The sequence below is a fragment of the Corynebacterium sp. MSK004 genome (genome assembly GCF_030232515.1).
Taxonomy (GTDB): domain Bacteria; phylum Actinomycetota; class Actinomycetes; order Mycobacteriales; family Mycobacteriaceae; genus Corynebacterium; species Corynebacterium hesseae.
Genome location: NZ_JASPKB010000003.1, coordinates 253,996 through 277,475, shown reverse-complemented (window position 1 = coordinate 277,475; position 23,480 = coordinate 253,996). Strand labels below are relative to the sequence as shown.

Sequence of the window (23,480 nt, the reverse complement as noted above, 5' to 3'; positions counted from 1 at the left end):
GGTTCGCTTCTGTGCTGTTTATGGCTGTTGTGTACTGCTCTACCGGCTTAGCCCCGGGAGCCGAAACCCGGGCTTGGGGGCCAGCCGCCGTTGGTACCAGGGTTACCAGGATTACCCGGGCGCTGCTGGCCTGGTTGCCCAAAGCCAGAGCCCCCACCAAAGCCAGTGCCACCGCCAACCCCGGTGCCACCGCCAACGTTTGGCGTTCCGCCGAAGCCGGGGCTTCCCGGCCCGTTCGCACGCCCTTGCTGGCCGTGAGGTGACGGGCCGGAAGGCTGGGACTGGCCGAATCCACCAGGTTGCGGAGCACCCTGCTGCGGTCCACGTTGCGGCGGCGGACCGCTCGGCGGCTGGGAGCCAGGCTGGTTCTGCTGGACCGGCTGCCCCGGTTGGCCGGACTGCGGCGGTGTCTGTGCCTTGTCGGGCTTCTCGGCAGGGAATTCGACTTGGTCAAAGAGTTGCAGGGCCTGGCGGCTGATCTCCTTCGACATCTCGTCATACGCGCTGGCCTGGGCCAGCGTATCGATGGTCATGACAATCTCACCGGAATCGCGGTCCTTCTCGTTGCCCACGAAGAACCACGTGTTCTGCACCGCAAGCGGCAGAACTGCCCGGTAGCCGGACTTCTTACCCTTGCCGGAAATAGTGCCATCGCGCTGGACCTCCACGTAGGCGGCGGTAAACGGGCTCAGCCCCATCTTTACCTTGGCATCGTTGCTGCCCAAGCGAGCAGAGCGTCCGGTGGTCTCTACCGGAACAGCGCCCTGGAACTCTTCCTTGGACACCGCGAACGGGCGGCCATTGTCGGTGCGCACGAGGTTAGCGCCCTCGCGGCGTACCGGGATGGTCTTCGCAAACATTCGGGGCTTTTCCGGAATACGGCCGCTAACCCACTTCATGAGGTACAAGATGGCCAGCGGAATCAGCAGCGCAAGCAACACCGCGAGGACAAAGGAGAGGCCGAAAGCGGACTTGCTCAGTGGCGCAGTCATGGAACCCTGCAGCGTCAGCGGCAGCTCCATTTGCTGGTTATCCTCAGCAGACTGCAGGTTGATCACCGGATCCACGCGCAGCGGGCCATCCGCCATCTCTTCAACGCTCAACGTCACCGGGATGGTCGCCTTTTCGTCCTTGGAGAGCTCCAGCGCGGAATCCTCCGAGTTGTGCTTGGAACTCACCGCAACGGCAGGAACTCCCGAGGGGAGCATCCCGTCAGCGGAATCCACGGTCTGGTCTGCTACCCATACCTTGCCGGGGCCGGTCACCGGGACGTCGACAGTAACTTCTTTCTCCGTCATGGTGATCGTCTGCGCCGAGCCCACAGTCGGCATATTGACCGGGGTAACCGTCAGCGGCGTTTCCGCGTTGATGGGGTCCAGCTTCGAACCCGGGCGCTCACCTGTGTCCTTGGTGGTGATTTCCACGCGGGTCACGAGCTGACCGGATGCTGCGTTTTCCACCTTCTCCAGCGGAATGTCTACTGGCTGCCCATCGGTGATGGGGGCATTGTCCACGAGGGTAACCGGGGAACCATCCTCCGGCACGAACTCCGCATGAAGGGTTCCCTGGCCCTCCAGCGCACGGGGCTCGCCGTGGCCATCGACCAACTGTCCCTTCAAAACCTGGTCAGAGTTGATGCCGCCTTCTACCTTGGCGCCATCTTCCGTCTTGAGGTCCAGGTTAAGGCCCGGCACCATGACAACGGATGCGAGGTACTCGCCTTCGGTCCCCTCTGCCACCTTGTAGCCAAAAGTCCACGCGCCTGCCCAGGAATCGCCGTCCTTTTCCATCGCGATATCAACCATGCCCGGCAGCTTGTTGTTCTCCGTCACGGAGACCTTCGCACCAGCGACGCTTGTGGTATCCGGCTTGAGTTCCACGGTTTCGCCATCGGGGCCCGTCAGAGTTGGGATGAGATCGTCCTCACCCACCGAGTTCTTCGGTACTGCTGACAAACGCACAGGGGATACGGAGTCATCGAGGACGAAATCAAACTGGTCTTTGAAGTTGCCGTCCTTGGTTACACCACCCGAGGTGGGGATGAGGTTACGGAAGGCCGCGAACAGTGCTGCCGGGTCCTCACCCGCGTCGAAGAATGCACCATTCGGCGCACCCTGGCCGCAGTCTTCCCCCTCCGCCATGCGGGTGAGCTGGCGGACCTGGTCCTGGGCTTCCGCCGCCGGAACGAGTCCCACGTTAAAGAGGCGGATATTGGAGTTACGGAAGGCGGTGACAGAGGAATTGACCTCACACAGCTTGTCCTGTGCACCCTGGAGATCGTTGGCCTCGGCGTCGGTGTAGTACTTGCCATCGGTAAAGAACACGATGCCGCGGCAGCTACTTCCTTGGTGAGACGCCAGTTCCTTTAACGCGCCTTTATAAGCCGCGCCGTAGTTGGTTTCGAGGTCCGCTACGCGGTCCTCCTTGCGGAACTTGTCCAACTCCCCCTGCAGGGCATCACCGTTTCCGGAGACATTGGTCCACCCGCCGTACTCAGCCGGATCGCTGTAATAGTCAGAACCAAAGCCAGCGAGTTTCACGTTGATGTCTGCGCCGTTATCTTCCCCGAGGTGTGCCAGCTGCTTCACGATGTCCCCCGTGGCATCGACGCGGAAGGCATCGGCGTCCGTCGGCTGAGAGCCTTCATAGCCCACCAACGACGCTGATTGGTCAAGAACAAAAAGCAGGTCCGCAGACTTCTCGCTGGCAATACAGGAGCCGAAATCGGACAGGTTCTTTTGTGAAACCTCAGAGAGCGAGGATTCGGAACCGATTCCCTCAGGGCTTTCTTCCGGCTGGGCTTCAGGGGCCGCAGGGGCTTCCGGAGGCGGCGGAGCGTCCTGCGCTACCGCGCCTAAGCTGCCACCGAATCCAGCGATAGTCACCGCCGCGGATAGGGCAAGTGCACGAGTGAGTTTCTTCATTAGGCGCCAACCGCCTTTCCTACGTAGAAGGCGATTTCCACCGCAGCGACAATGACAAGGACAAAGCTTCCACCCATAATGACGCGGTAGAGCAAGGTTTGCGTCGTATCCTCAATATAAAAGGTCTCAGCCTGGCGCTGCGTGTTCTTCAGCGTGTACAGGCCCAAGAGGATGAAGGACACGATTCCAGCCAAGAGCCATCCCCCGATTGCCAGGCCGAAGAAAAGGCCTTCCGTCGGAGCGGCGAGCAGCGGCGCAAGAATCAACAGGATCAGCGCGATGACCGCGGATACGCCAGCGGCAATGAGCAGCGGCCACGGCCCCTTCGTTGGGCTCGTCGGTGTTGCCACCTGACGGCGGTAATCCGGCGCGGGCGAGGAATCACCGAAACCATCCGGCGAGCCCGGCGCGCCAAAGGAGCCGCCCGCGCCCGAACCGGAGTTAAAACCCAGAGAGGGCTTCTGCGCAGGATTCTGGGAAGGATTCGGGGCGCCAAAACCGCCGAAGCCCCCAGCCCCAGTGGGCGAGCCAAACCCGGAGCCAGAACCAGGCGCGGATCCTGTACCTGGCCGGTTAGCACCTTGGGGCGGGCGCCCGCCAAACTGTGGTGAGGAGCCTGGGGAACCAAACGTCATATCGATGACCTTCCCTTGTACGAAGTTGGGCCACCGGCAAACCTGGTGCCTCCCCCATCTAGCGACGCAGAAGGTAGAAGATCAGCCGGAAAGCTCTAAGGACTAGAAACCAAGGTAGCCGCACCCCCTGACACGACATGCCCGTCACGAACCTCGGACTTCGAACGCCCCGAATCTCTTCGAGCACGCACCGCGGCACAATAGACAGGAAACGTTCAGGGAACACGAAAACACTGCAAGCAAAAGAATGCCATACTACGTGCATTTTTTCTGCCCAGTTTGCAGATTTTGATGGGCGAAACGCTGGAACCACGGCAAAGAAACAACCCGTTCCGCTGCCTTTTCCCAAGGAACCGCCGGGCAAGGGAGTGCTCCCCACGTGAACCGAATGAAACTCCCTATTTCTAGTTCCCCTAGATTCGTGGAAAAATGCTGTGCCATGACAACTCAATCGGCAACCGCAACCACCACAAACGGTGGCGAGAGCATCCGATTCATCCCGGTACATTCCACTTTGTACCCGTGGCTGGTCTCGGTGTTCGTCGTTACCTTCCTCATCTCGAACATCAACGCCACGAAGGGCGTCCAACTCGGCCCACTCATCACCGATGGCGCCTTCTTCCTCTTCCCCCTCGCCTACATCGTGGGCGATGTCCTCTCCGAGTGCTACGGCTTCAAGTCCACCCGCCGCGCCGTTTATATCGGTTTTGCCATGGCTCTTTTGGCCGCGGTTTCCTTCTACATTGCAATCTGGCTGCCCGCGGCTGATTTCTACGAAGGCCAAGAAGCTTTCGAAGCAACCCTCGGCCTCGTGCCGCAGATTCTCGCCGCCTCCCTAGCCGGATACCTCGTGGGCCAGCTGCTCAATTCCTTCACCTTGGTGAAGATGAAGGCCCGCACCGGCGAAAAGGGCCTCATTGGCCGCCTTGTTGCTTCCACCGTCGTCGGCGAATTCGGCGACACCCTGCTGTTCTGCGCCATCGCAGCACCCGTCATCGGCATCGATTCCTTCAGTGGCTTCCTGAACTACGTCATCGTGGGCTTCCTCTGGAAGACCGCCTGCGAGGTCATCATGCTTCCGCTGACCACGCTGGTTATCTCCTGGGTTAAGCGCCGCGAGGATTACGCACCTATCGCCGAGGCCGACACCCCTACGACAGCGCCGTCTAAGTAGCAGCGACCCGTCCCGAATTCCCCCTTGGCACGCACTGTGCTGAGGGGGTCTATTTCTCTCTTCCCTTCACCCAACTTGCGTAATACGATGCATTCACAGGAGCAAAGGAGAATAAATGGCTGCATGTGAAGGCCGTCCGAAATCTGCTTCAGCCCGTGCAGCACTTTTGGAACGGGTCGAAGACTACTACGACCTTCAGGAACTGCGCACAGCAATGGCAGAGGATTCTGGCGAGCGGTTTAATCTTGATGAGGTCTTAAAGGACATCGACGATGCATAAGCATCTACAAACTTCCCTCCTCCCCATCCTTGGCCTGGCCACGGCCCTAAGTCTTGTGGCGTGCTCGGGTACAGAGGAAGTCACCACGTCGTCCGCAACGACGAGCCACGCGGCACCGGAAACGACGACGGTGAGCAGTAAGGCGTCGCCAAGCGCAGCGCCCACCCCTCCCCCGCTCAATGAGGGCCCAGCACCCGCACTGACCGGCACGTTTGAGATGGATGGCCCGGCCACCATCACGGGCGCGACCTATGACTCGATGCCCTTCGTCCTGCCCCTCAACCCCGCTGGGCCACAGGAGACCATGGTGCGCTGGGTGCAAGACTGGGGTGAGTCACCCGCCACAGCAGAACAGGGCACCACCTACGTCTTGGGCCATGCCTGGGGCCAGCAGAAACTGGTGTTCAACCCCTTCTCCGAGGTGGTCACCGCCGACGTGGACCTGAGCAACCCCACCACTGTGGAGGGCCTCGACGGGGCGCACGTGCAGCGCTTTGCGACGCCCATCCTCAACGGCTCCCACATCCGCATGACCTCTGAGGGTGGTGCCGGGCGCGAATGGGTTGTCGATAACGCTTTCCTGGTGGGCAAGGAACAGCTAGGAAGCGACGCGGACCTGATGAATACCGAGGTTCCCGGGCGCATCGTACTCATTGCCTGCGCTGTCGACGGCGCTACTGACTTGGAGTACAACGTCATCGTCACCGGTCACTTGGCGTAATAGCGCCCCAGGAATTCATCGCGGTAGGCCTCGTAATAGCCGCCGTCGATCGACGCCCGGATGTTATCCACCAAGCGGATCATGAACTCCAGGTTGTGGATGGTGCACAGCGTGCCCGCTAGGAATTCCTTGGCCTTGAGCAGGTGGTGGATGTAGGCACGGGAATAGTTCTCCGAGACGTAACCGCCGAATTCCTCGTCCACGCCAGCAAAGTCGCGCTTGAAACGCGCATTAGTGAGGTTGAGGCGTCCATCGAGGGTGTAGACGCCACCGCGGCGCGCCAGGCGGGTCGGCGCCACGCAGTCGAAGGTATCCGCACCCGCCTCCACCGCGGTGAACAAGTCATCCGGCTCGGAAATGCCCAGCAGGTGCCGGGGCTTATCGACGGGCAGCTCATCGCACACCCAGCCCACAATCGTTCCCAGATTCTCCTTCTCCAACGCGCCACCGATGCCGAAGCCTCCGAAGCCGCGACGGCCATTCGCCTCGGCGCGATCGGAAAGCTCCACCAGCCCGCGCGCGGCCTGGCGTCGCAGGTCCTCGTATTGCGCACCCTGCACCACGCCCCACAGGGACTGGCGCGGCTTCTGCGGACCGCGAGCAAGCGTCAAGCGGTCGTGCTCATCCAGGCAGCGCTGCGCCCAGCGGCGCGTGCGCTCCACGGATTCCTCCTGGTACGTGCGGGTATCCACCAGGGTGGTGAGCTCATCGAAGGCAAACATGATGTCCGCGCCCAGGCCATGCTGAATCTGCATGGAGACCTCCGGGGTAAAGCGGTGGGAGGAGCCGTCGATGACGGACTTAAAGTCCACACCGTCCTCATCCACTTGTGCCATGCGTTCCTTCTTCGCCGCACGGATATCAGAATCCGTCAGCTCCGCCACGTCCATGGCCAGGACCTTCTTGAACCCCACGCCCAGGGACATGACCTGGAATCCGCCCGAGTCGGTATAGGTCGGCCCGTGCCAGTTCTCGAAGGTAGCCACGCCACCGGCCTCATCCACGATGTCGTGGCCCGGCTGCAGGTAAAGGTGATAGGCGTTGGACAGGATGGCTTGGGCGCCGGTGGCCCGGATCTGTTCCGGGGTCAGCGTTTTCACCGTGGCCTTGGTGGCCACCGGGATGAAGGCCGGGGTTTGGATATCACCGTGCGGGGTATGGATAACGCCGGTGCGGCCGTGCTTTCCCGGTTGTGCTGGACCGCTCAAGTCCAGCTCCTTCTTCACGTCGAAGGAAAGATCGGTCTCAAGCTGCGGCTTAGGGTGAGTCATAGGGAACTATTCTACGGGCTGCGCTGCCTTATCCTCTGCTTCACGGGATGCTGCCGCGTGTTTGCGCTCCCATTCTTCCTCGAGTGCGGTGCCCTCGATATCCAGCTGCGGGATCAGCTTGTCCAGCCACTTCGGCATCCACCAGGTGGTGTGACCCATGAGGAACATCGTGGCGGGGACAAGCGACATGCGGACTAAGAAGGCATCGAAAAGCACGCCCGCCGCCAGCGCGAAGCCGAAAATCTGGATGAAGGGCAGGGGCTGGCTGATAAACGCCACGAAGACGGAAATCATGATGATGGCCGCGGCGGTGACCACGCGGGCACCGGCGGTAAAGCCGGCGATGGTGGCCTCGTCGTTGGCGTTGTACTTGCTGTACTGCCCGCCGCTGCCCTGCGGGAAGCGGGAGAAATGCTCGCGCATGCGGGTGACCAGGAAGACCTGATAGTCCATGGCCAGGCCGAAGGTCACGCCGATGAGGAAGATGGGCATGAAGGAAATCAGCGGGCCCGGCGCGGGCACCAGGCCGGTGAGGCCGTCCTGCCACACAAGCACGGTCAGGCCGAAAGCGCCGCCGACGGAAAGCAGGAAGCCCAGGCCCGCGACCAACGGGACCAAGATGGAGCGGAACACCGCCAAGAGCAAGATAATGGCCAGGCCCACCACGATGGCGAGGTATGGCCCCATGGCCCCTTCAAGGCGCTCGGTGATATCGAGCTGCACCGCGGTCAGGCCCGTCATGCCGATCTCGGCGCCGGTGGCATCCTCCAGCTCCGCGCTAGCCGTGCGCAAGGCGGAGGCGGTGCCAATCGTGGCCTCATCCGTCGGCGCTGTGGTGGGGCTGACCATGATCTGCGCGGACTTCATGTCTTTGCTCACGCCCACCAGCTGGGCGTGCTTAACGCCGCCCACCTGGTTGAGGCGCTGTACGGAATAGATGAAGGAGGAAAGCGCGGCCTTCTTCTGCTCATCTTCTTCGCCTTCTTGGCCCTGGATATAGGGCTGTAGCGCCGCGGATTCCGGGTTGGCATTGGCGCCATCCACGATCACCAGGAAGGGGCCGTTGATGCCGGGACCAAAGCCTTCGGAGAGCAGGTCCGCCGCCTTGCGCTGGGTGGTATCCGGGTTGGAGGTGGTATCCGCCGGCAGGGCCAGCTCCATGTGCAGGACCGGGGCGGTCAACGCTCCGAGGCCGAGCACCACCAAGGCCATGACGATGCCAGGGGCGCGCTGAACCGTGCGCACCCAACGGTTGCCCATCGTTGCTTTCGTGCGGCGCGGGCGGCGCTTCGTGGGGTTGCCGGCCACGCCAGGGATCCGCCCGGCGAAGGCCTTATCACCGAGCAGGCCCAGCATCGCGGGCACCAAGGTCAGCGCCACGAGCACGGCCATGAAGACCGTGCCCGCAGCGGCCAGGCCCATGGCGGTGAGGAAGCTAATGCGCGCTACGAGCAGCGCGAAGAGCGCGATGAAGACCGTCGCGCCGGCAAAGACAACCGAGGAACCCGCTGTGCCAACGGCCATGCCGGCGGCATCCGGCCCATCCATGCGGGAGCGCTCCTGCCGGTAGCGCGACATGATGAACAGCGCGTAGTCGATGCCCACGGCCAGGCCAATCATGACGGCCAGCACCGGGGTGAGGTTGTTGAGCTCAATCCAGTGGGTAGCGATCATGACACCCATCGCGCCCAGGCCCACGCCCACGACAGCGGAGATGAGCGGCATGCCCGCGGAGGCCAGCGAACCGAAGGTAATAATGAGGACGATAAACGCTACGGCCAGGCCGATGACCTCAGAAATCGAGTTGACCTGGATTTCATCACCGAAGCCCGCGCCGCCGGCCTCTACTTCCAGACCCGCCGCACGGCCGATGTCCATGGCCTCATGGACCACGTCTTTATCCGCGGGGTCTACCGAATAGGGGCTTTCCGCATCGAAGTCGAAGGTGGTGTAGGCGATGGTCTCATCAGCATTGACCATGGCGAGGTTATCGGCATCTGCCCGTGCGGTCTCTTCCGGCAAGCCCATGGAGGTGAACTGTTCGATGACCTGCTGCTGAAGTGCTGGCGATACGTCGAGCGGGTTACCCCAGCGCTGCTGGCTGCCCTCTGGGATATCAAGGCCTTCAGCAATGTGGTGCACCACATCCTCGACAGCTTCTTTGTTCTGCGGATCGCTGAGCTTCTGCCCTTCCGGGGCCTTGAAGACGAGGTTGACCGACGGCGCATTGGCCGGGTTACCGTTCTCCGGGAAGAGCTCCACCGCGCGGCGGGTGGCATCAATAGCGGGCGTGCCGCTGATGGAGTACTCCGTGGTCATCGGTTTCATCAAGCTCAAGGTCGCTCCGCCTGCAGCCGCCACGATGAAGATCCAGGCGATGATGACCTTCCATCGGTTGATGTAAGACCAGCGGCCTAGGTGGTAAAGCAGCTTTGCCACGGAAATTCCCCTTCACATGCGCGATTATTGCTCGCGGAAGCTTTGGTGGTGGACATGAATGTGCACCAGTTTAACCAGTTGGGCTGTGAAGCCCTAACGGTATCGCACGCCCAGCTGGGCACCAGGATGAGATGAAAGCGCCGCGAAAAGAATCATTCCAAGCGGGGGTACCGGCAGTAAAGACCAGCAGATCCTTCGCAGCGAACTGGTGTACTAAACCATCATCCCCCCAAAGTCTTTCCTAGGAAATCCCAAGCAATACTAACTACAGTCCCAAGACCAAGGGCTTTCCGTCCGCTTAGATGAAGACATCGCATGAGCAAACGACAAGCCGCTTAAGCCAGTTCAACGGGAGTAGGTATATCTTGACCTCATTAGAGGACCCCCACCTTCGGTTTGATCCTGTCATCTCCAGAACCCTAAGTTTGACGGGCGATTCATCGAAATTGGAAGTGATGGCTAAGACATTCCTCGCGGTGTCTGCTCCATTCCTCGAAGAGATTCCTCCGGAAATCATTAATCGACTTAGAGAATCCGAGTTCTCCAAAAATCTCGAGAGCGCGGAGCGATGGCTCAAGGCGAGTGATGAGAGAACCCATCAAGCACAAATAGACCAAGAACCAGATGAATTGATTATCCACTATGGCAAGGTATCTGCCCTTGCAGAGGCTGCTTGCTGCATTGACCCATCCAATGTGGACAAACAAAATTTGTTCTACTTCTTGATGAGCCTGAGCTCGGTGGTCGTCGATCCACAAGTAATCATGGCTAGACAATTCAATGAGGCCTAAGCTCGCACATAGCCAATTGCACACCTGCGATGTGTACCTACTTCATTACAAAGGAACAGCACCCTCAGCCATATCTGCAGTACGTGGCGAACGCGCCACGGGCAAGAACGACGCAACGGCTGCGACTACCAACGCAGCTGCCAAGGCAACCGCCGCAACACCAGGCTGAGAAGAAAGTGCCGCGAAAAGAATCATTCCAAGCGGGGTACCGGCGGTAAAGACCAGCTGATCCTTTGTAGCGAACTGGTGCACCAGACCATCATCTCCCAAAGACTGCCCGAGAGAATCCCACGCAATGCCTGCAGCAGTCATCAACAAGGACGCAGCGGCACCAACTGCGGCGATGAGCACGAAGACAGAGGAGAATGCCAAAGCCAGGATCTGCCCGGCCAGAAGAATCAGCATCAGGATTTGCAGGGTACTAAAACGAACCCGATCTAATGCCTTCAGAATTGTTGCGGCTGAGCCAATCAGCGAACCGACCGCAAGCGCAGTTGCCATAAACCCCCAGGACTTTTCGTCGAAATTATTCATAATCCATGTAGGTCCAGCGCTTCCCAGGAAGCCGTTGACAATTGCCGCGACCAGCCAAGTGCCGAGCCCTACCCGCACCCAGCTCGGGAGCGTTGGGGACGTAAGAGGCCTGTTCGGACTCGATGAACCTGCGCTGTCCGGTCCTGGTTCAGCCGCTGCGACATTAGAGCTTTCGCCTGCTGGTTCTCTGCGTACTGAGAGAAACGGAAGAACAAAGAGCATGGCCACGAGGAAAGTGGCGCCGTCGATAAGCAATACCGTGTTAAACCCCAAGGTGAGCACTGCCGCTGTACCGATGAGGGGGCCGGCGATAAACAGCACATCACCGAGCATCGACAGGGTTCCGTTGACGCGGGTGCGCTGCTCATCGGAAAACAGCTGCGACAAGAGGCTAAACCTTGCTGGCCCAAAGAATGACGAGGCACAACCGTACACGCAGCTTGAGAGCGCGAACGCAGCAATGGAATCGCCGCGAGCAACCACCCACGCCACGAGTCCCCACTGCGCCAACATCCGAACGACATCACTACCCAGCATCCAGGTCACTGGCCGGTGAGGTGGCGGCAGCTTTCGGACCACTAAAGAACTGACGAAGCGGCCCGCCCACAGCGCGATAAGCACCACCGTCAAGCCGCGCCCCGACGGATCTACTCGGTGCGCCTGAAGCGCAAAAGCAATCGGGATGAGGCCGTCACCTAACCCAGAGACGACAGCGGCTACGAAGACGAGCGAGAACGAAGTTTTAAAAGAAAGACTATGCATCAATCCCAACATCTTATAGTGTTCTGAATCATAGTATTTAACTATAGAGAGTCAGGGCACACCTCTCGCCCAGTCAAAGCTCTAACCGCTGAAGTGCTTTAGGAGACCCTATGTCCACTTTCGTCATCGTTGCCGTCGCGGCCATCCTTCTCATTGCCATCCCAGCAGGCATGATGAGCCGACGGATCCACAAACGCACGGAAGACCACGACCCCGAGGCACGCCAAGCCGCGCTGGATTTCCAAAGAGATGTTGATAGAGGGCGGGCTGGCTTCTAAAAATAAAAAGACCGGCACCCCAGAGCTAAGAACTGGAGTGCCGGATGTGGCGGTGGCGGCGGGATTTGAACCCGCGGTTGGGGGTTACCCAACATTCGCTTTCGAGGCGAACACCTTCGGCCGCTCGGACACGCCACCGCGTTCCAGATTACGTCGAGTAACCCCGAGCGACAAAATCGCTGCCCACACCACGCGGCGCGGACAGCGATTCAGCTATTTGAGGCTAGGAATTAGTCCTTGAGGTTACCGATAACCTCGGTGGCCTTATCCTTGACGCCCTCAACGGCGTCGGAAGCCTTCTGCTTAGCCTCGGAGGTGACCTGGTCGGCCTTGCCCTCGTTCTCCAGCTTCTCGTTATCGGTCAGGCCGCCAGCGGCTTCCTTAGCCTTGCCAACGAACTCGTCCTTCTTGTTCTCGAAATCACCCATGGTTTTCTCCTTACTCTCTACTTCTCTCACGTGGGACTCTCTACTTCTCTCACGTGGACCACCCAGCCTACACCCAAATTGCCAGGCGGCTGCGGGGCCACTAACCAGTTCAGGGGCTAAGCGCCGCTTCTACGAAGACCCCCGAAGAAGCCCGTGAGCAGCTCCGCGCACTCCTCCTCCAGCACACCGCCGCGTACCTCGGGAACGTGGAGGGCGCCGGGGGCACGGAGGACGTCGACAAGCGATCCACACGCCCCCGTCTTCGGTTCATAAGCACCAAAGACCACCGAGGACACCCGGGAAGCCTGAATCGCGCCCGCGCACATCGCGCAGGGCTCCAAGGTGACAACCAGCTCGCAGCCTTCCAGCCGCCAGCCATCGCCGTGCACGCGCACCGCCTGGCGGATTGCTTCCACCTCTGCGTGTGCGGTGGGGTCATTTAGCTGCTCGCGGCGGTTAACGCCGGTGGCGAGTTCGTTGCCAGAGGCGTCGTAAAGCACGGCACCCACAGGGATATCCCCCGCCGGCGTCGTGCGCGCGACCTCTAAGGCGCGGCGCATGCGGGCCTCCGCGCGCACCAGCCCCTCCGCTGGTTTAAGAATCATCCGAGTCGAGGCCGTCGATGAAATCCTCTAGCTCATCGCCAAAGCCCAGCTCGCCGGCGATGCGCAGGAGCATGTCAGAAGGCCAGTCCTCATCGTTATCGATGATGTAGCCCAACTGGTTCTCATCGAGGCCGAGGTCAGCGAAGATATCGAAATCGCCGTCACCGTAGGGGTCGGCGTCCTCCCACTCGTCCTCGTCCAAATCCGGGATATCGATATCGCGCAAGTCCAGGAAATCCGCGGCGAAGTCGTCTTCGGAGGCGTAGGTGGCGTCGGAAAGCAGCATGCGCACATCCCCCGGAACCGGGCGCACGACGACGAAATAATCATCTTCCACGCACAGCAGCGCGAATGCCGCCCCCTCGGAACGCAGGTTGCGCACCGCTTTGATGGAGGTGTTGACGTCGGTGAAGTCATCCTTGAAAGGGCGAATCACCCAGCCGCCTTCGGCACTGGCGACGGTGATGGCAAAGGACAGATCGTCGTGGCTCATACCTCGTCAGATTAGTCGGGTTGTGCCACAATTGTCACCGTGAGTTCTCAAGATGTTCAACGCCCCGTCTGCATTATCGGCCTCGGTCTCATTGGAGGTTCCCTCCTGCGTGACCTAGCTGCTGCACGCCATTCCGTGTACGGCTACAACCACTCCACCTCTGGTGCCCGAACGGCCATTAAGCAGGGCTACGACGTCACCGATGATCTGCCGGCCATCCTGCACCGGGCCGAGGAAGACAACGCGCTTATCGTCGTCGCGGTGCCCATGGATGCGGTTGCCTCGGTCCTCGATTCCATTCAGGAACACGCCCCGAGCTGCGGTTTGACGGACGTGGTCTCGGTCAAGACCGAGGTGCGCCAGCTCATTGTGCAGCGCAACATGGAGTCGCGCTATGTGGGCGGCCACCCCATGGCCGGGACCTCCAAGTCCGGCTGGGAGAACTCCCACACCGGGCTGTTCAACCGCGCTGCCTGGGTTATCACCTATGACTATGCCGCCGAGTGCGAGGCGCGCGGCGAGCGCATCCCCGCCGAGTGGGAGAACATTTTTGCGGACGTGGTCCGCATGACCCAGATGGTTCACGCGGAGGCGGTTCCGGTGCGCGTGGCTAACCACGATGCCGCGGTCGCCCGCATTTCGCACCTGCCACACGTGTTGGCGGAAACCCTCGCGGTGGTCGGCGATAATGGCGGCATCCTGGCGCAGTCCTTGGCGGCTGGCTCCTTCAAGGACGGCACGCGCGTGGCGGGTACTCGCCCGGACCTGGTGCGCCAGATGTGCGAGACCAACTCGACTGCGCTGGTCCAGGCCCTCGACGAGGCCCTTGAGTTGCTGCAGGATGCGCGCGAATCGCTGGCCTCGGATGAGCCTTCCATCGCCGCGCTTGCCGACGCTGGCTTCCGCGCCCGCACCCGCATCGAAGCCCGCTCCGGTGCTCGCAAGGAATCGGTCTCCCCGGTGAAGATCTCCTCCCGCCCGGTCTTGCGGCTGCACCCGGGTGCGCCGAACTGGGTGGCGCAGCTGCGCCAGACGGAGTCTTTGGGCGGGCGCATCGAGATTTTCTAACCCGCCGGTGGGCTGCTAGGCCCACTTTCTAAGCCCAGAAGGGCTCCTGCTCTGGAATCCTTTCAAACCGCTGAGCACATTCCTGTCCTTGGTCGGCGGTTTCACCGCGCCCAAACCGCTGCGGCAAAAGGTCTCTTTAGTACGGTCCCCTTGCTCTGGTCCCTTTGCACCGCAAAGGGACCATTTACAGGCAGTTTTCATTATTCAGATGGTCCCTTTAATCAGCGAAAGGACCAAACTAAAGGGACCAATATAAAAGGACCATCTGCAACGGCCTTCCTCGCCCGCTCTGACAGCGAACATCAGCCAGAAGGCGGTTCTGTCCATAAGGCAGTTGGCAAAAGGCATCTTGCAGATGGCATCTGTCAGAAGGCGTTTTCTCGCCTGAAAACGCCTTCTGGGGCGTGCAGATGGCGTTTTTGGCCCCAAAGATGCCTTCTAGCGGATGCCTTTTGTGGGGCGCCATTTGGTGACGGGCTGTGAAGCGGCGTGGGGCTACGTGGGGCGCTTAGTCGCGGAAGGTGTCGTCACGGCGCTTGCGGGCTTGGGACTCATCGCGCGTGATGCCGAGCAGCGGGTAACCCGCTAGGCCCACCACGAGGCCCACCGGCAACAACCACAGCATGCCGGAGGCCAGCCACAGCACCACACCAAGGATGGCGCCGGCAATCAGACACGGAACGAGTTTCTCCTTCATGGAGAAACAGCCTAGTTGGTCCGCTTCCCAGCACCAGACTTGCGACTAATCACCCGCGAGAAGATGGCTATCGCGATGAGGCCCACTACCGCAGCAATGCCTGCTGGCCACGCGACGGGCGCGCTGACCTGCATCGTTGCCGGCGGTTTCGGGGAATTGTGGGCGGTGAGGACGCCGTCGGTATCGCGGCCGCTGGTGACGTCCTCGATCCAATCGCGGACCTCGACCACCGACGTGATGGCAGCGCTCGGCGAAGGCAGATCCGGATCCGCGTTCGACGTACCAGCCGTGGCCACACCGACGAGGCGACCGTTAACAAAGAATGGTCCGCCCGAGTCGCCGCCCTGCATGCCCTCACCATTGAGGGACTTCACGTCCATGATGGCAGCCGCAATCATCGGGCCCACTCCCCCAAGCTCACCGGCCGGAATGCTTTCCGCGCCGTCGGGTCCAACAGCGATCTCTGGCATGTCGCCGCCCTCCATCACCTGGGGCGCGTTGGACGAACCAGGGGCGGGAGCGACCATTCCACCGGGAGCAGGCACTGCCATGTCACCAGGAGCCATAGCCTCGGTATCCCCCGGCGCCACCGGCGTCATCTTCTGGCCGGATTCGTCTGGGCTTGCCGGCGGGGTGCCGCCGGATAGCAATTCGCCGACTTCCATCTCGGCCATCGGCAGCTGGCCTTTGCGGGCCATGCGGGAGCTACTACTCCAGCCGTAAAAGTGACCTTTCTCGCCGGCGGTGGGGACCGCATCCGCGAGCTTAGCTGGCTTAATGCCCTCGACGGGCTCGGTCAGGTGCATGAGGCCGGCGTCGATAGTCGGCGAAACAGCCCAGGAGTCCACGTCATAGACGCGAGTGTCCTTGCCCTGGCCAAAGCGGGCCTGCGAGCCCTCGTTGTTGACGGACTCCAAGCAGTGGCGGGCGGTCAGCACCCACTGCTCAGCCACCAGCGTGCCCGTGCAATCGCCGAAGTTTCCGATCTTGCCCATGCGCAGCGCAGCCACGGCAGCGCTTTCCTCCGAGTGAGGTGCGGGCTGGGCGAATTCCAAGGCCATGGCCGGCGCAGCGCCTAGCCCCACGACCAGAGAGCTGGCCACGACAGCAGTTATCTTTCGTGCCACCATTACGCGGCCACCTCCTTGATTGCCCAAGCCACGGCCCTCTCGGCCGGGCCCTTTCCACAGAACTTCTTCCACAGCGCGCTCAGCAGCAGGAACGCGAGCACAAAGCCCAGTGCCGCCATGGTGTTGTGTAGGGAGACGTGTGCCTGCCAGTAGCGTGCGGTGAGAATGTGCAGGATATAGATGGTCAACGACATCGAGCCCAATGCCGCGAAGGGGAAGGTCAAGCGCGGCAGGTGACGGCCAATGATCAGGCACAGGTGCAGCACCACCGCGGTGACCGCCACGGAGAGAAGGATTTCACCAAGCACGCCCGTATGCCCGGTAAAGCGCAGCCAGCCGGCGATATCCGGGTTAAAGCGCTGCCACAGGCCGATGCCAGTAACGACGACGGCCACCGCGGTCGTGACGATCTGGGTGCGGGTGGGGCGGGTGAGGTAGACGTCGTAAAGCAGCATGCCCGCCACCATGTACGCCAGGAATGCCACGAGGGGGTAGACCTGTGGGAGTGTGTACGGCGCGTAGAGCACCGTGGCGCCCGCGGTGGCCAGCGCGAAGAGCAGGACCTTCCAGACGGTGGCCAGCGGCGGCACCCAAGCGGTGAGAGCCATGGCCGCGCCCATGACCACGAGCACCACCTGAATCTCACCGCCCACGGGCAGCAAGGCCACGCCGATGAGCATGACTATCAGGCCGCGCGCGACCAGCTTGAGGAAGACCCGCAGCGAGTAGTCGCGGGCAAGAATCATCATCGTGGTACCTGCAATGATGGCGAACCCCGCCGCCGGCAACCCGGAGAGCACCACTTTGGTGCTCCACACCAGGTTGGCCATGTGCAGAATAATCATCCCGATGATGGCCAAGGAACGAGCAATATCGAGGCCCACTATTCGGGCGCGCGCTGACACCTATTCATCTCCTTGCAGTTGAAAACGTTTAAAGACCGACCAGTGGCTCTGGCCGGTCTTCTTATTTGTGTGCGTTTTCAGCTCTGCATTTCACCCAGCGCTGCGTGATATACGTCTCAGCGGCTAAGGACGATGGCTTTCTGATCGCGCAGAAGGTAAATGCGCTCAGGTGTTGCGGATGCATCGGGGTCCACCTTCACCGTTACTGGTCTTTGAAGAAAGTCTATGAGGGCCCCGTCCGATTGCGGGCCAAAGCAGATGTTGTCCGACATCAAATCCCACGTGATATCTATTTCACTAGCCTCGTTGCTCTCAAAGTGGAAACCGGCGTTATCGCAGGAGAACTCCAAGTACTGATCCCAAAAGTCCACTTGAAAGGAATCCGGCTGCTCCGCAGACTTCCACTCGGAGTTCAAAACAAACTCCATCTGCTGTGGATTGGCGGTGACCAAGCCTGCGGGGGTGCTGGTAATAGTGTTGTGCTGTGAGGATTCGGCTTCCGCTATGCCCGAGCTCCCCGGCAGCTCCGAGGAGCCTGCAAAAGAGAAGAGGGAGGAAATGAAAAGCAGGATAGCGGAGAGAATCGCTTGAATCATGGGCATCATTGTATCCCTCCCAATCGACCAGTGGCTCTGGTCGGCCTTCTCATTTCTGCCTGTTGTCAGCTCTGCGTTTCACTCAGCTCTGCGCGATATGCGTCTCAGTGGCTAAGGGCGATGGCTTTCTCATCGCGCACGAGGTAAATGCGCTCAGGTGTTGCGGATGCATCCGAATCCACCATTACCTTCGCCGGTTCAGACAGGAACATGATGAAGGGAAGGTCGACTTTTCCTCTAGGGCAGGCCTTATCCGTCAGCATGCTGAGCTCCACGCCGCCATCAACCAAGGTAAAGTCGCCGCCGTTACAGGGCAACCACACCGTCTGGTCCTGGAAATCCAAGGAGAAATCCTCTGGGCTCGCCGCAGACTCCCACCTTAAAGCAGTGATATGTTCCATCTGCTCATCGTTTGCCTCGACCAAACCTGCAGGGGTGTTCGTAATGATGCCGTGCTGGGCGACGTTTAGCCCCCACGCCTCCGAGCTCCCCGCCAGCTCCGAGGAGCCTGCGTTAGAAAACAGCGAGGAGATGAATAGCAGAATGGCGGTGAGAATCGCTTTGATCATATTTCAGAACACTACCGGGTTTGCCCAACCCAGGCTTAAGGGACATTTCGTGTGGATAAACCGATACGGATTCTCGGGGCAGCCTGGGATAATTCCTTGATCTTGATTTTGAATCGGTTCCAACGGCCCGATCTGTGAAATCAACAACGGATAACACTAGGTCTGTGGTAGGTAAGCCGCAGCTGGTGCGATTAGGCCAATTCCTATGGCGACGTCCGCACCGAAGCCCCCTGTATATCCACATCCACTGGACCTAGCCAGGCCTCAAGACTTCGGACGCAATGGGAAAGCGGCATACGCGCCCTAGACGAAAGAAGAACTCACACGACGTGGCCACCCAGACGGGTGACCAGCCACATTCGACACCCACATCGACAACGAATGGAACCCCAGCTTAGGCATAAGAAAAGGCTGGGCCGGACGCTCCTAAATCCACACGAAATGTCCCTTAAGCCCTTTGATCATATTTCAGAACACTACCGGGTTTGCCCAACCCACGGAGTAGAAAATGAGAAAAGCCGCCCGAAGGCGGCTAAGTTTTGGTGCGCCCGGAGGGATTCGAACCCCCAACCTTCTGATCCGTAGTCAGATGCTCTATCCGTTGAGCTACGGGCGCAGTCCGTTGGTTTGCAGTGCTTGACGCCGGAGCGTGTGCGCTCTGCTGTGCAACGAGGAATAACTATACCCACACGCTAGAAATCTGACAAATCCCGATGTCAATGCATGTTTTCTACCCAAGAAATGGGCATAGCAATTCACCCCGTGTTCACCTTAAGGAGGGACTAGACGAGGGTGGCCACTTCGGCGTCGGAAAACACGGCGTCACGAAAAGCCTGCAGAGTGGACTCGTGGTCGAAGTCGACGCCGATGAGCACGAGCTCGGTGCCGGGCGTAACCCCATTGGCCGCCCACAGGGAGGCCGGCATGATCTGTAAGTTAGGGCCGGCCTGCTGCCAGGCGTGGGCCACGCGCAGATCGGTATCAACCCAGCAATAGCCCTTCGAACGCACCAGTCCGGTGCTGGCACGAAGGGCCTTCAGCAGACGCTCGCGGTTGAAGGGACGGTCAGCGCGGAAGACCACGGAGGAGATGCCATATTCCTCGGTTTCCGGCGTGTGTGGGTTGGCCAGCTCCTCCGCTTAGCCGTGGTAGGTCGCGGCGGTGGCGGTGTCATAGAGGTGGGCGTCAAGAACCAGCGTGGGATCAATAACACCGTTAGTGACAGGCACGACGCGGGCGCGGGGGTTCATGGCACGCACGGTGGCGATGACGCGCTCAGTTTCGGCGGCCTCCACCAGGTCGGTCTTGGTGATGAGGATGAGATCGGCGAACTCGACTTGGTCCACGAGCAAATCGGCAATGGTCCGGTCATCCTCAGGCGTGGCCTCAATGTTCTCGGAGACCAAGCTGCGGCCGCGGCGAAGATTAGTCAGGAATGTAGAGGCGTCCACGAGGGAGACCATGGTGTCGATAGGGGCGACGTCGGCAAGCGTGGTGCCGTCCCCGAACTCCCACTCGAAAGTGGCGGCAACGGGCATGGGCTCAGAAATGCCGGTGGACTCGATGACAATCTGGTCGAAGCGGCCGGAACGAGCCAGCTTGCCGACGGACTCAATCAAGTCCTCGCGCAACGTGCAACAAATGCAGCCGTTGGAGAGTTCAACGAAGCGGTCTTCGCCGCGTTCAAGATGGCCCTCGCCGGCGACGAGGGCGGCATCGATGTTGACTTCGGAGAAGTCATTAACAACAACCGCCAGCTTGCGCCCCTCACGGTTAGCAAGCAGGTGGTTGAGAAGGGTGGTCTTTCCGCTGCCTAAGAATCCGGACAGCACGGTAACGGGTGTAGCCATCCCGTAATGATAACGTTTTTCATTAATTGAGGGCTACAGGACCAACCCAAAGACCGGAACGGCAAGCAGGTAGACGGTGATGGTGATGAGCACGCAGCCAATCAGGTTGAGGCCGATACCGCCCTTGATCATGTCGCCGATCTTGACGTAGCCGGAGCCGTAGGCAATCGCGTTCGGCGGGGTCGCCACCGGCAGCATGAAGGCACAGGTTGCGGCCAGCGCCACCGGGATGGTGAGCAGCAGGACGTTGATGTCGCCATTCTGGGTAAGGCCGATACCCACGGCCACGCCGCCCATAATCGGCAGGAAGGTCGCCGCAGTTGCGGTGTTCGAGGTGATCTCCGTCAGGAAGAGCACGAGCAGGGCCACCGAAGCGATGAGCAGGATGATGGGCAGGCTGCCCAACCCCTTGGCCATCTCACCAATCCACAGAGACAAACCGGACTTGTTGAACATCGAAGACAGGGACAGGCCACCACCGAAGAGCAGGAGCACATCCCACGGCATTTCGCTCGCAGTCTTCCAATCCAGCAGACGCACGCCAGTCTTCGTGTCGGCCGGGATGGTAAACAGCAGCAAACCAGCGGCAATGCCCACGATTGCGTCGTCGTAGTTGGATTCCTTGCTCACAAAGAAGGGAATGATCACCCAGGCCAAGGCGGCACCGAGGAAGATGATGCCCGTCATGACCTGCGGGCCGGTCCATGGGCCAAGCTTTTCAATCTCGGAATCAATGAGCTCGCGGCCGCCTGGAATCTTGTCCATCTCCGGCTTGAACACGGTAATCAGCATGAACCAGGCAATGAACAGGAAGATGAATGCCAGCGGCATGCCCACCATCATCCACTTGCCAAAGCCGAGGACGATGCCGTGAGTTTCCTTCATGTAGCCCATCAGCAGGGTATTCGGCGGGGTGCCGATGAGGGTGCCGAGCGAGCCAATCGACGCCGCGTACGCAATACCCAGCATGAGCGCGGTGGCGAACTTCTTCTGGTTAGCCATGCCACCGACGGCGTCGGCAGTCAGCGAAAGCACGGAAATACCAATCGGCAGCATGACCACTGCGGTAGCGGTGTTGGACACCCACATGGACAAAAAGCCGGTGGCCAGCATGAAGCCGAGGATCAGCTGCTTGGGCGAGGTACCGACGACCTTGACCACGAATAGCGCCATGCGGCGGTGCAAGTTCCAGCGCTGCAGGGCCAGGGCGATGAGGAAGCCGCCCATGAACAAGAAAATGGTGGACGAGGCATAGGGCGCACCAACATCCTTGATGCTGCCCACACCTGCCAGCGGGAAGATGACCAGCGGCAAAAGCGCGGTGGCGGCCAGCGGGATGGCCTCCGTCATCCACCACACACCCATGAGAATGGTCACGGCCGCTACGGCGCGCAGCGCGCTCTGAGTGTATTCCGTGTCATCCTTAGCACCGGGTGATTGCAGCACGGTATCGACGGCGTTGCTCGGGAAAATAAACCACACGAGAGCAGCCAAAACGAGCCCGAGGATAAGGCCAATAGCCATGCGACGCCATTCGCGCGTATCAACGCCGTGGTCGTCTTCGCCCTCCGTGTGCGATGTTGAGACGTGAGTGTGCGGGGTAGTCATCTGCCCCCTCCTTTTCCTGGTTAACCAGCCCCCCATTCAGCCGCGAGAGAGTTATTAGGATCGCCGAATGGGCCTACAGCTTCAGGTTATCGAGGTCACAGACCGCCAACAAACACTTTCCGGTTATTACCCCCACTCAGGCCGCAGATTCACCCCTGTTCGCAAAATCTTCTGCAGATTAGCTGCAAAGAATGCTCACCAATGTGTGGGCAGTCTTCACTCAGTTCCCTTCCTCCGCAGATCCCCAGACCTCGATCCCGCAACCTGCCCACCAGGGAGTTTCGGGATCGAGGTCTGGGGGTTTGCGATAGAAACGCGTTACCAGATAGCGACGAAGGCAACCGCCCCGAGAAGCATCGTTCCCAGCGCGACGGCGGCAAGCACCGAAGCTCCGGGCAGGGCGGGTGATTCGGCCCGGGCGAGGATCTCATCGGCGTCGCGAAGCTTGGCGGTAGCCAACCACAACACCACAGCCACCACTACTCCAACAATCACGGCGGCCCATGGCGCAACGGAACGCACGACGAGCAAACCCGCGATGAGGCCGGCTAGACCCGTGCGCTGCCAGGCTAAGCGGGTGCGCTCGGGTTGGAGGCCAGGATCAAAAAGCTCGCTCACGCTAGCAGCTCGCCCACCAGAATCATCAGGCCAATAAGGATCACCACGCCAACAATCAACGCCAACGCCGGGCTTGCCGGGAGCGGACGCGCATGGCGCATCGCGCGCTCGGAGGCACCCCAGTGAAACCACGCCACCGCCGGCAGGACGATGGCCACGATCAGCATGATGACGGAGACGACGCGAGTCAGCGTGGTGTTCAGCGGCAACTCGAAGGTCTCCAGCGCCACGCCACCGGCGATAAAGGCCAAGGACGTGCGGATCCAGGCCAAGAACGTGCGCTCATTAGCCATGCTGAAGCGCGGATCAGGTTCCTCCCCTGTTCCATACACCGAGCCCGGGAAACGTGCCTTCGTCATAGGCGCTACTGTAGCGCCCCGCTCCTAACTCCACAGCGCGAGGCACCCCGAGCGCGCCCCCTAAGACTGCGAGAAGGCCTCCAGATCCGCAGGGCTACCGGCGACGACGATGAGGTCGCGGTGGGTGAGCTCGGTGCCGTCGTCAAGCGGGCGCCACTGCCCCGGCCCCTGACAGCGGGAGATGAGCTGGACGTTGTGCTCTTCCCATACCTGATGGAGGTTGAGAGGGCCCTTGCTTATCGACGCCGGCGGGGTCATCGCCGTCACGCCATAATCGGTGGCGATCTCCGCGAAATCCTCAAAACGCCCGCCCAGCAGGTGTGCCACGCGGCGGCCCGTATCGCGCTCTGGGCGAATCACGTGGTGCACTCCGAGTTGGCGCAGGATGCGGGCATGAGCATCTGAATCTGCCTTGGCCCAGATATCGCTCACCCCGAGCTCCACGAGGTTGGAGGCGGTAAGGATGGAATCCTCCAGATCCGAACCGATGGCCACGACCACTCGCTCTACCTCATCGACGCCGAGCTGGCGAAGCGCCTCAGCGTCCGTGGTATCCGCGGTCACCGCTTCAGTGAGGAACGCGGCGTGCTCGCGCACGTGCTTCTCCTCAGCATCGATGCCGAGGACCTCCACGCCATGCTCCATCAGCTCGCGGGCCAGGGAAGAACCAAACCGACCCATGCCAATGACGACGACCGGCGGGATATTAATGGAAGACTTTTCACGCCGCAGGGCGCTGAACATG

The 23,480-nt window shown here is 60.6% G+C and carries 23 protein-coding genes, 2 tRNA genes and 2 pseudogenes; 7 read left to right on the top strand and 20 right to left on the bottom strand.

Features of this window, described 5'->3' with window-relative positions:
• Positions 1-47: 47 nt before the first annotated feature.
• On the bottom strand, positions 48-2,924 hold the full coding sequence (locus QP999_RS05515) for a VWA domain-containing protein (protein ID WP_284847838.1): 2,877 nt from the start codon (positions 2,922-2,924) through the stop codon (positions 48-50).
• Positions 2,924-3,559, bottom strand: a complete 636-nt coding sequence (locus QP999_RS05510) for a hypothetical protein (RefSeq protein ID WP_246816451.1) — start codon at positions 3,557-3,559, stop codon at positions 2,924-2,926. The genes QP999_RS05515 and QP999_RS05510 overlap by 1 nt, the downstream gene beginning before the upstream one ends.
• A 439-nt stretch (positions 3,560-3,998) precedes the next feature.
• On the opposite strand from QP999_RS05510, the gene QP999_RS05505 reads away from it, so the two are divergent.
• The 3 genes from QP999_RS05505 to QP999_RS05495 all read left to right on the top strand — a co-directional run bounded on the left by QP999_RS05505 (position 3,999) and on the right by QP999_RS05495 (position 5,734).
• Complete coding sequence (locus QP999_RS05505; protein ID WP_070564234.1) at positions 3,999-4,733, top strand: queuosine precursor transporter; 735 nt, start codon at positions 3,999-4,001, stop codon at positions 4,731-4,733.
• A 115-nt stretch (positions 4,734-4,848) separates the two neighbouring features.
• A complete protein-coding gene (locus QP999_RS05500; RefSeq protein WP_154762325.1) occupies positions 4,849-5,013 on the top strand; it encodes a DUF6290 family protein in 165 nt (54 codons plus the stop codon).
• Complete coding sequence (locus QP999_RS05495) at positions 5,006-5,734, top strand: sortase family protein (protein ID WP_284847837.1); 729 nt, start codon at positions 5,006-5,008, stop codon at positions 5,732-5,734. Before QP999_RS05500 ends, QP999_RS05495 begins: the two co-directional genes overlap by 8 nt.
• Here QP999_RS05495 and tgt read toward each other — a convergent pair.
• Complete coding sequence (gene tgt, locus QP999_RS05490; RefSeq protein WP_070533844.1) at positions 5,722-7,005, bottom strand: tRNA guanosine(34) transglycosylase Tgt; 1,284 nt, start codon at positions 7,003-7,005, stop codon at positions 5,722-5,724. The genes QP999_RS05495 and tgt overlap by 13 nt on opposite strands.
• Before the next feature lie 6 nt (positions 7,006-7,011).
• Entirely contained in the window at positions 7,012-9,444 is a 2,433-nt protein-coding gene (locus QP999_RS05485; protein ID WP_070683144.1) for an MMPL family transporter, read from the bottom strand.
• A 455-nt stretch (positions 9,445-9,899) separates the two neighbouring features.
• On the opposite strand from QP999_RS05485, the gene QP999_RS05480 reads away from it, so the two are divergent.
• Positions 9,900-10,235, top strand: coding sequence for a hypothetical protein (locus tag QP999_RS05480; RefSeq protein ID WP_070564224.1), 336 nt, complete (start codon positions 9,900-9,902; stop codon positions 10,233-10,235).
• A gap of 45 nt (positions 10,236-10,280) precedes the next feature.
• Here QP999_RS05480 and QP999_RS05475 read toward each other — a convergent pair whose 3' ends face one another.
• On the bottom strand, positions 10,281-11,531 hold the full coding sequence (locus QP999_RS05475) for an MFS transporter (RefSeq protein ID WP_070564221.1): 1,251 nt from the start codon (positions 11,529-11,531) through the stop codon (positions 10,281-10,283).
• Positions 11,532-11,641: 110 nt separating this feature from the next.
• On the opposite strand from QP999_RS05475, the gene QP999_RS05470 reads away from it, so the two are divergent.
• Positions 11,642-11,809 (top strand): hypothetical protein, encoded by a 168-nt coding sequence (locus QP999_RS05470; RefSeq protein WP_010188407.1) that lies wholly within the window; start codon positions 11,642-11,644, stop codon positions 11,807-11,809.
• A 47-nt stretch (positions 11,810-11,856) separates the two neighbouring features.
• Here the strand turns inward: QP999_RS05470 and QP999_RS05465 are convergent.
• From QP999_RS05465 to QP999_RS05450, 4 genes are all read right to left on the bottom strand, one after another.
• Positions 11,857-11,947, bottom strand: a tRNA-Ser gene (locus QP999_RS05465).
• A gap of 92 nt (positions 11,948-12,039) precedes the next feature.
• A complete protein-coding gene (locus QP999_RS05460) occupies positions 12,040-12,237 on the bottom strand; it encodes a CsbD family protein (RefSeq protein ID WP_070533853.1) in 198 nt (65 codons plus the stop codon).
• A gap of 116 nt (positions 12,238-12,353) precedes the next feature.
• Positions 12,354-12,797, bottom strand: coding sequence for a nucleoside deaminase (locus QP999_RS05455; RefSeq protein ID WP_070564338.1), 444 nt, complete (start codon positions 12,795-12,797; stop codon positions 12,354-12,356).
• A 34-nt stretch (positions 12,798-12,831) separates the two neighbouring features.
• Positions 12,832-13,335: a tRNA adenosine deaminase-associated protein gene (locus tag QP999_RS05450; RefSeq protein WP_070524567.1), complete on the bottom strand. Its 504-nt coding sequence runs from the start codon at positions 13,333-13,335 to the stop codon at positions 12,832-12,834.
• 39 nt (positions 13,336-13,374) lie between these two features.
• Between QP999_RS05450 and QP999_RS05445 the strand changes: the two genes are divergently transcribed.
• Positions 13,375-14,403 carry a prephenate dehydrogenase gene (locus tag QP999_RS05445; RefSeq protein WP_284847836.1) on the top strand — a complete coding sequence of 343 codons (1,029 nt, stop codon included), beginning with the start codon at positions 13,375-13,377 and terminating at the stop codon, positions 14,401-14,403.
• Between the two features lie 508 nt (positions 14,404-14,911).
• Here QP999_RS05445 and QP999_RS05440 read toward each other — a convergent pair.
• From QP999_RS05440 to QP999_RS05420, 5 genes are all read right to left on the bottom strand, one after another.
• Positions 14,912-15,100, bottom strand: coding sequence for a hypothetical protein (locus tag QP999_RS05440; RefSeq protein WP_070533857.1), 189 nt, complete (start codon positions 15,098-15,100; stop codon positions 14,912-14,914).
• Positions 15,101-15,111: 11 nt separating this feature from the next.
• A complete protein-coding gene (locus QP999_RS05435; RefSeq protein ID WP_284847835.1) occupies positions 15,112-16,230 on the bottom strand; it encodes a trypsin-like serine protease in 1,119 nt (372 codons plus the stop codon).
• Positions 16,230-17,135 carry a DUF418 domain-containing protein gene (locus QP999_RS05430; protein ID WP_284847834.1) on the bottom strand — a complete coding sequence of 302 codons (906 nt, stop codon included), beginning with the start codon at positions 17,133-17,135 and terminating at the stop codon, positions 16,230-16,232. Before QP999_RS05430 ends, QP999_RS05435 begins: the two co-directional genes overlap by 1 nt.
• A gap of 116 nt (positions 17,136-17,251) precedes the next feature.
• A complete protein-coding gene (locus QP999_RS05425; protein ID WP_284847833.1) occupies positions 17,252-17,731 on the bottom strand; it encodes a hypothetical protein in 480 nt (159 codons plus the stop codon).
• A gap of 104 nt (positions 17,732-17,835) precedes the next feature.
• On the bottom strand, positions 17,836-18,300 hold the full coding sequence (locus QP999_RS05420; protein WP_284847832.1) for a hypothetical protein: 465 nt from the start codon (positions 18,298-18,300) through the stop codon (positions 17,836-17,838).
• Positions 18,301-18,544: 244 nt separating this feature from the next.
• Here QP999_RS05420 and QP999_RS05415 point away from each other — a divergent pair.
• Positions 18,545-18,730, top strand: a pseudogene (locus tag QP999_RS05415) (IS256-like element ISCau1 family transposase); the annotation flags it as partial.
• A 110-nt stretch (positions 18,731-18,840) separates the two neighbouring features.
• Here the strand turns inward: QP999_RS05415 and QP999_RS05410 are convergent.
• From QP999_RS05410 to QP999_RS05385, 6 genes and pseudogenes are all read right to left on the bottom strand, one after another.
• Positions 18,841-18,916, bottom strand: a tRNA-Arg gene (locus QP999_RS05410).
• A gap of 166 nt (positions 18,917-19,082) precedes the next feature.
• Positions 19,083-20,150: pseudogene (locus tag QP999_RS05405) on the bottom strand (GTP-binding protein).
• Positions 20,151-20,183: 33 nt separating this feature from the next.
• Positions 20,184-21,758, bottom strand: a complete 1,575-nt coding sequence (locus QP999_RS05400) for an SLC13 family permease (protein ID WP_070533391.1) — start codon at positions 21,756-21,758, stop codon at positions 20,184-20,186.
• A gap of 318 nt (positions 21,759-22,076) precedes the next feature.
• On the bottom strand, positions 22,077-22,376 hold the full coding sequence (locus tag QP999_RS05395; protein ID WP_070533392.1) for a DUF202 domain-containing protein: 300 nt from the start codon (positions 22,374-22,376) through the stop codon (positions 22,077-22,079).
• Entirely contained in the window at positions 22,373-22,735 is a 363-nt protein-coding gene (locus tag QP999_RS05390) for a YidH family protein (protein ID WP_070533393.1), read from the bottom strand. Before QP999_RS05390 ends, QP999_RS05395 begins: the two co-directional genes overlap by 4 nt.
• 60 nt (positions 22,736-22,795) lie before the next feature.
• Positions 22,796-23,479, bottom strand: coding sequence for a potassium channel family protein (locus tag QP999_RS05385; protein WP_049157754.1), 684 nt, complete (start codon positions 23,477-23,479; stop codon positions 22,796-22,798).
• Position 23,480 lies beyond the last annotated feature (1 nt).

Coding starts and splice junctions, on each gene's coding strand:
- QP999_RS05515 (WP_284847838.1), bottom strand. CDS start 2,924: ATGAAGAAACTCACTCGTGCACTTGCCCTATCCGCGGCGGTGACTATC.
- QP999_RS05510 (WP_246816451.1), bottom strand. CDS start 3,559: ATGACGTTTGGTTCCCCAGGCTCCTCACCACAGTTTGGCGGGCGCCCG.
- QP999_RS05505 (WP_070564234.1), top strand. CDS start 3,999: ATGACAACTCAATCGGCAACCGCAACCACCACAAACGGTGGCGAGAGC.
- QP999_RS05500 (WP_154762325.1), top strand. CDS start 4,849: ATGGCTGCATGTGAAGGCCGTCCGAAATCTGCTTCAGCCCGTGCAGCA.
- QP999_RS05495 (WP_284847837.1), top strand. CDS start 5,006: ATGCATAAGCATCTACAAACTTCCCTCCTCCCCATCCTTGGCCTGGCC.
- tgt (WP_070533844.1), bottom strand. CDS start 7,005: ATGACTCACCCTAAGCCGCAGCTTGAGACCGATCTTTCCTTCGACGTG.
- QP999_RS05480 (WP_070564224.1), top strand. CDS start 9,900: ATGGCTAAGACATTCCTCGCGGTGTCTGCTCCATTCCTCGAAGAGATT.
- QP999_RS05475 (WP_070564221.1), bottom strand. CDS start 11,531: ATGCATAGTCTTTCTTTTAAAACTTCGTTCTCGCTCGTCTTCGTAGCC.
- QP999_RS05470 (WP_010188407.1), top strand. CDS start 11,642: ATGTCCACTTTCGTCATCGTTGCCGTCGCGGCCATCCTTCTCATTGCC.
- QP999_RS05460 (WP_070533853.1), bottom strand. CDS start 12,237: ATGGGTGATTTCGAGAACAAGAAGGACGAGTTCGTTGGCAAGGCTAAG.
- QP999_RS05455 (WP_070564338.1), bottom strand. CDS start 12,797: ATGCGCCGCGCCTTAGAGGTCGCGCGCACGACGCCGGCGGGGGATATC.
- QP999_RS05450 (WP_070524567.1), bottom strand. CDS start 13,335: ATGAGCCACGACGATCTGTCCTTTGCCATCACCGTCGCCAGTGCCGAA.
- QP999_RS05440 (WP_070533857.1), bottom strand. CDS start 15,100: ATGAAGGAGAAACTCGTTCCGTGTCTGATTGCCGGCGCCATCCTTGGT.
- QP999_RS05435 (WP_284847835.1), bottom strand. CDS start 16,230: ATGGTGGCACGAAAGATAACTGCTGTCGTGGCCAGCTCTCTGGTCGTG.
- QP999_RS05425 (WP_284847833.1), bottom strand. CDS start 17,731: ATGATTCAAGCGATTCTCTCCGCTATCCTGCTTTTCATTTCCTCCCTC.
- QP999_RS05420 (WP_284847832.1), bottom strand. CDS start 18,300: ATGATCAAAGCGATTCTCACCGCCATTCTGCTATTCATCTCCTCGCTG.
- QP999_RS05400 (WP_070533391.1), bottom strand. CDS start 21,758: ATGACTACCCCGCACACTCACGTCTCAACATCGCACACGGAGGGCGAA.
- QP999_RS05390 (WP_070533393.1), bottom strand. CDS start 22,735: ATGACGAAGGCACGTTTCCCGGGCTCGGTGTATGGAACAGGGGAGGAA.
- QP999_RS05385 (WP_049157754.1), bottom strand. CDS start 23,479: ATGTTCAGCGCCCTGCGGCGTGAAAAGTCTTCCATTAATATCCCGCCG.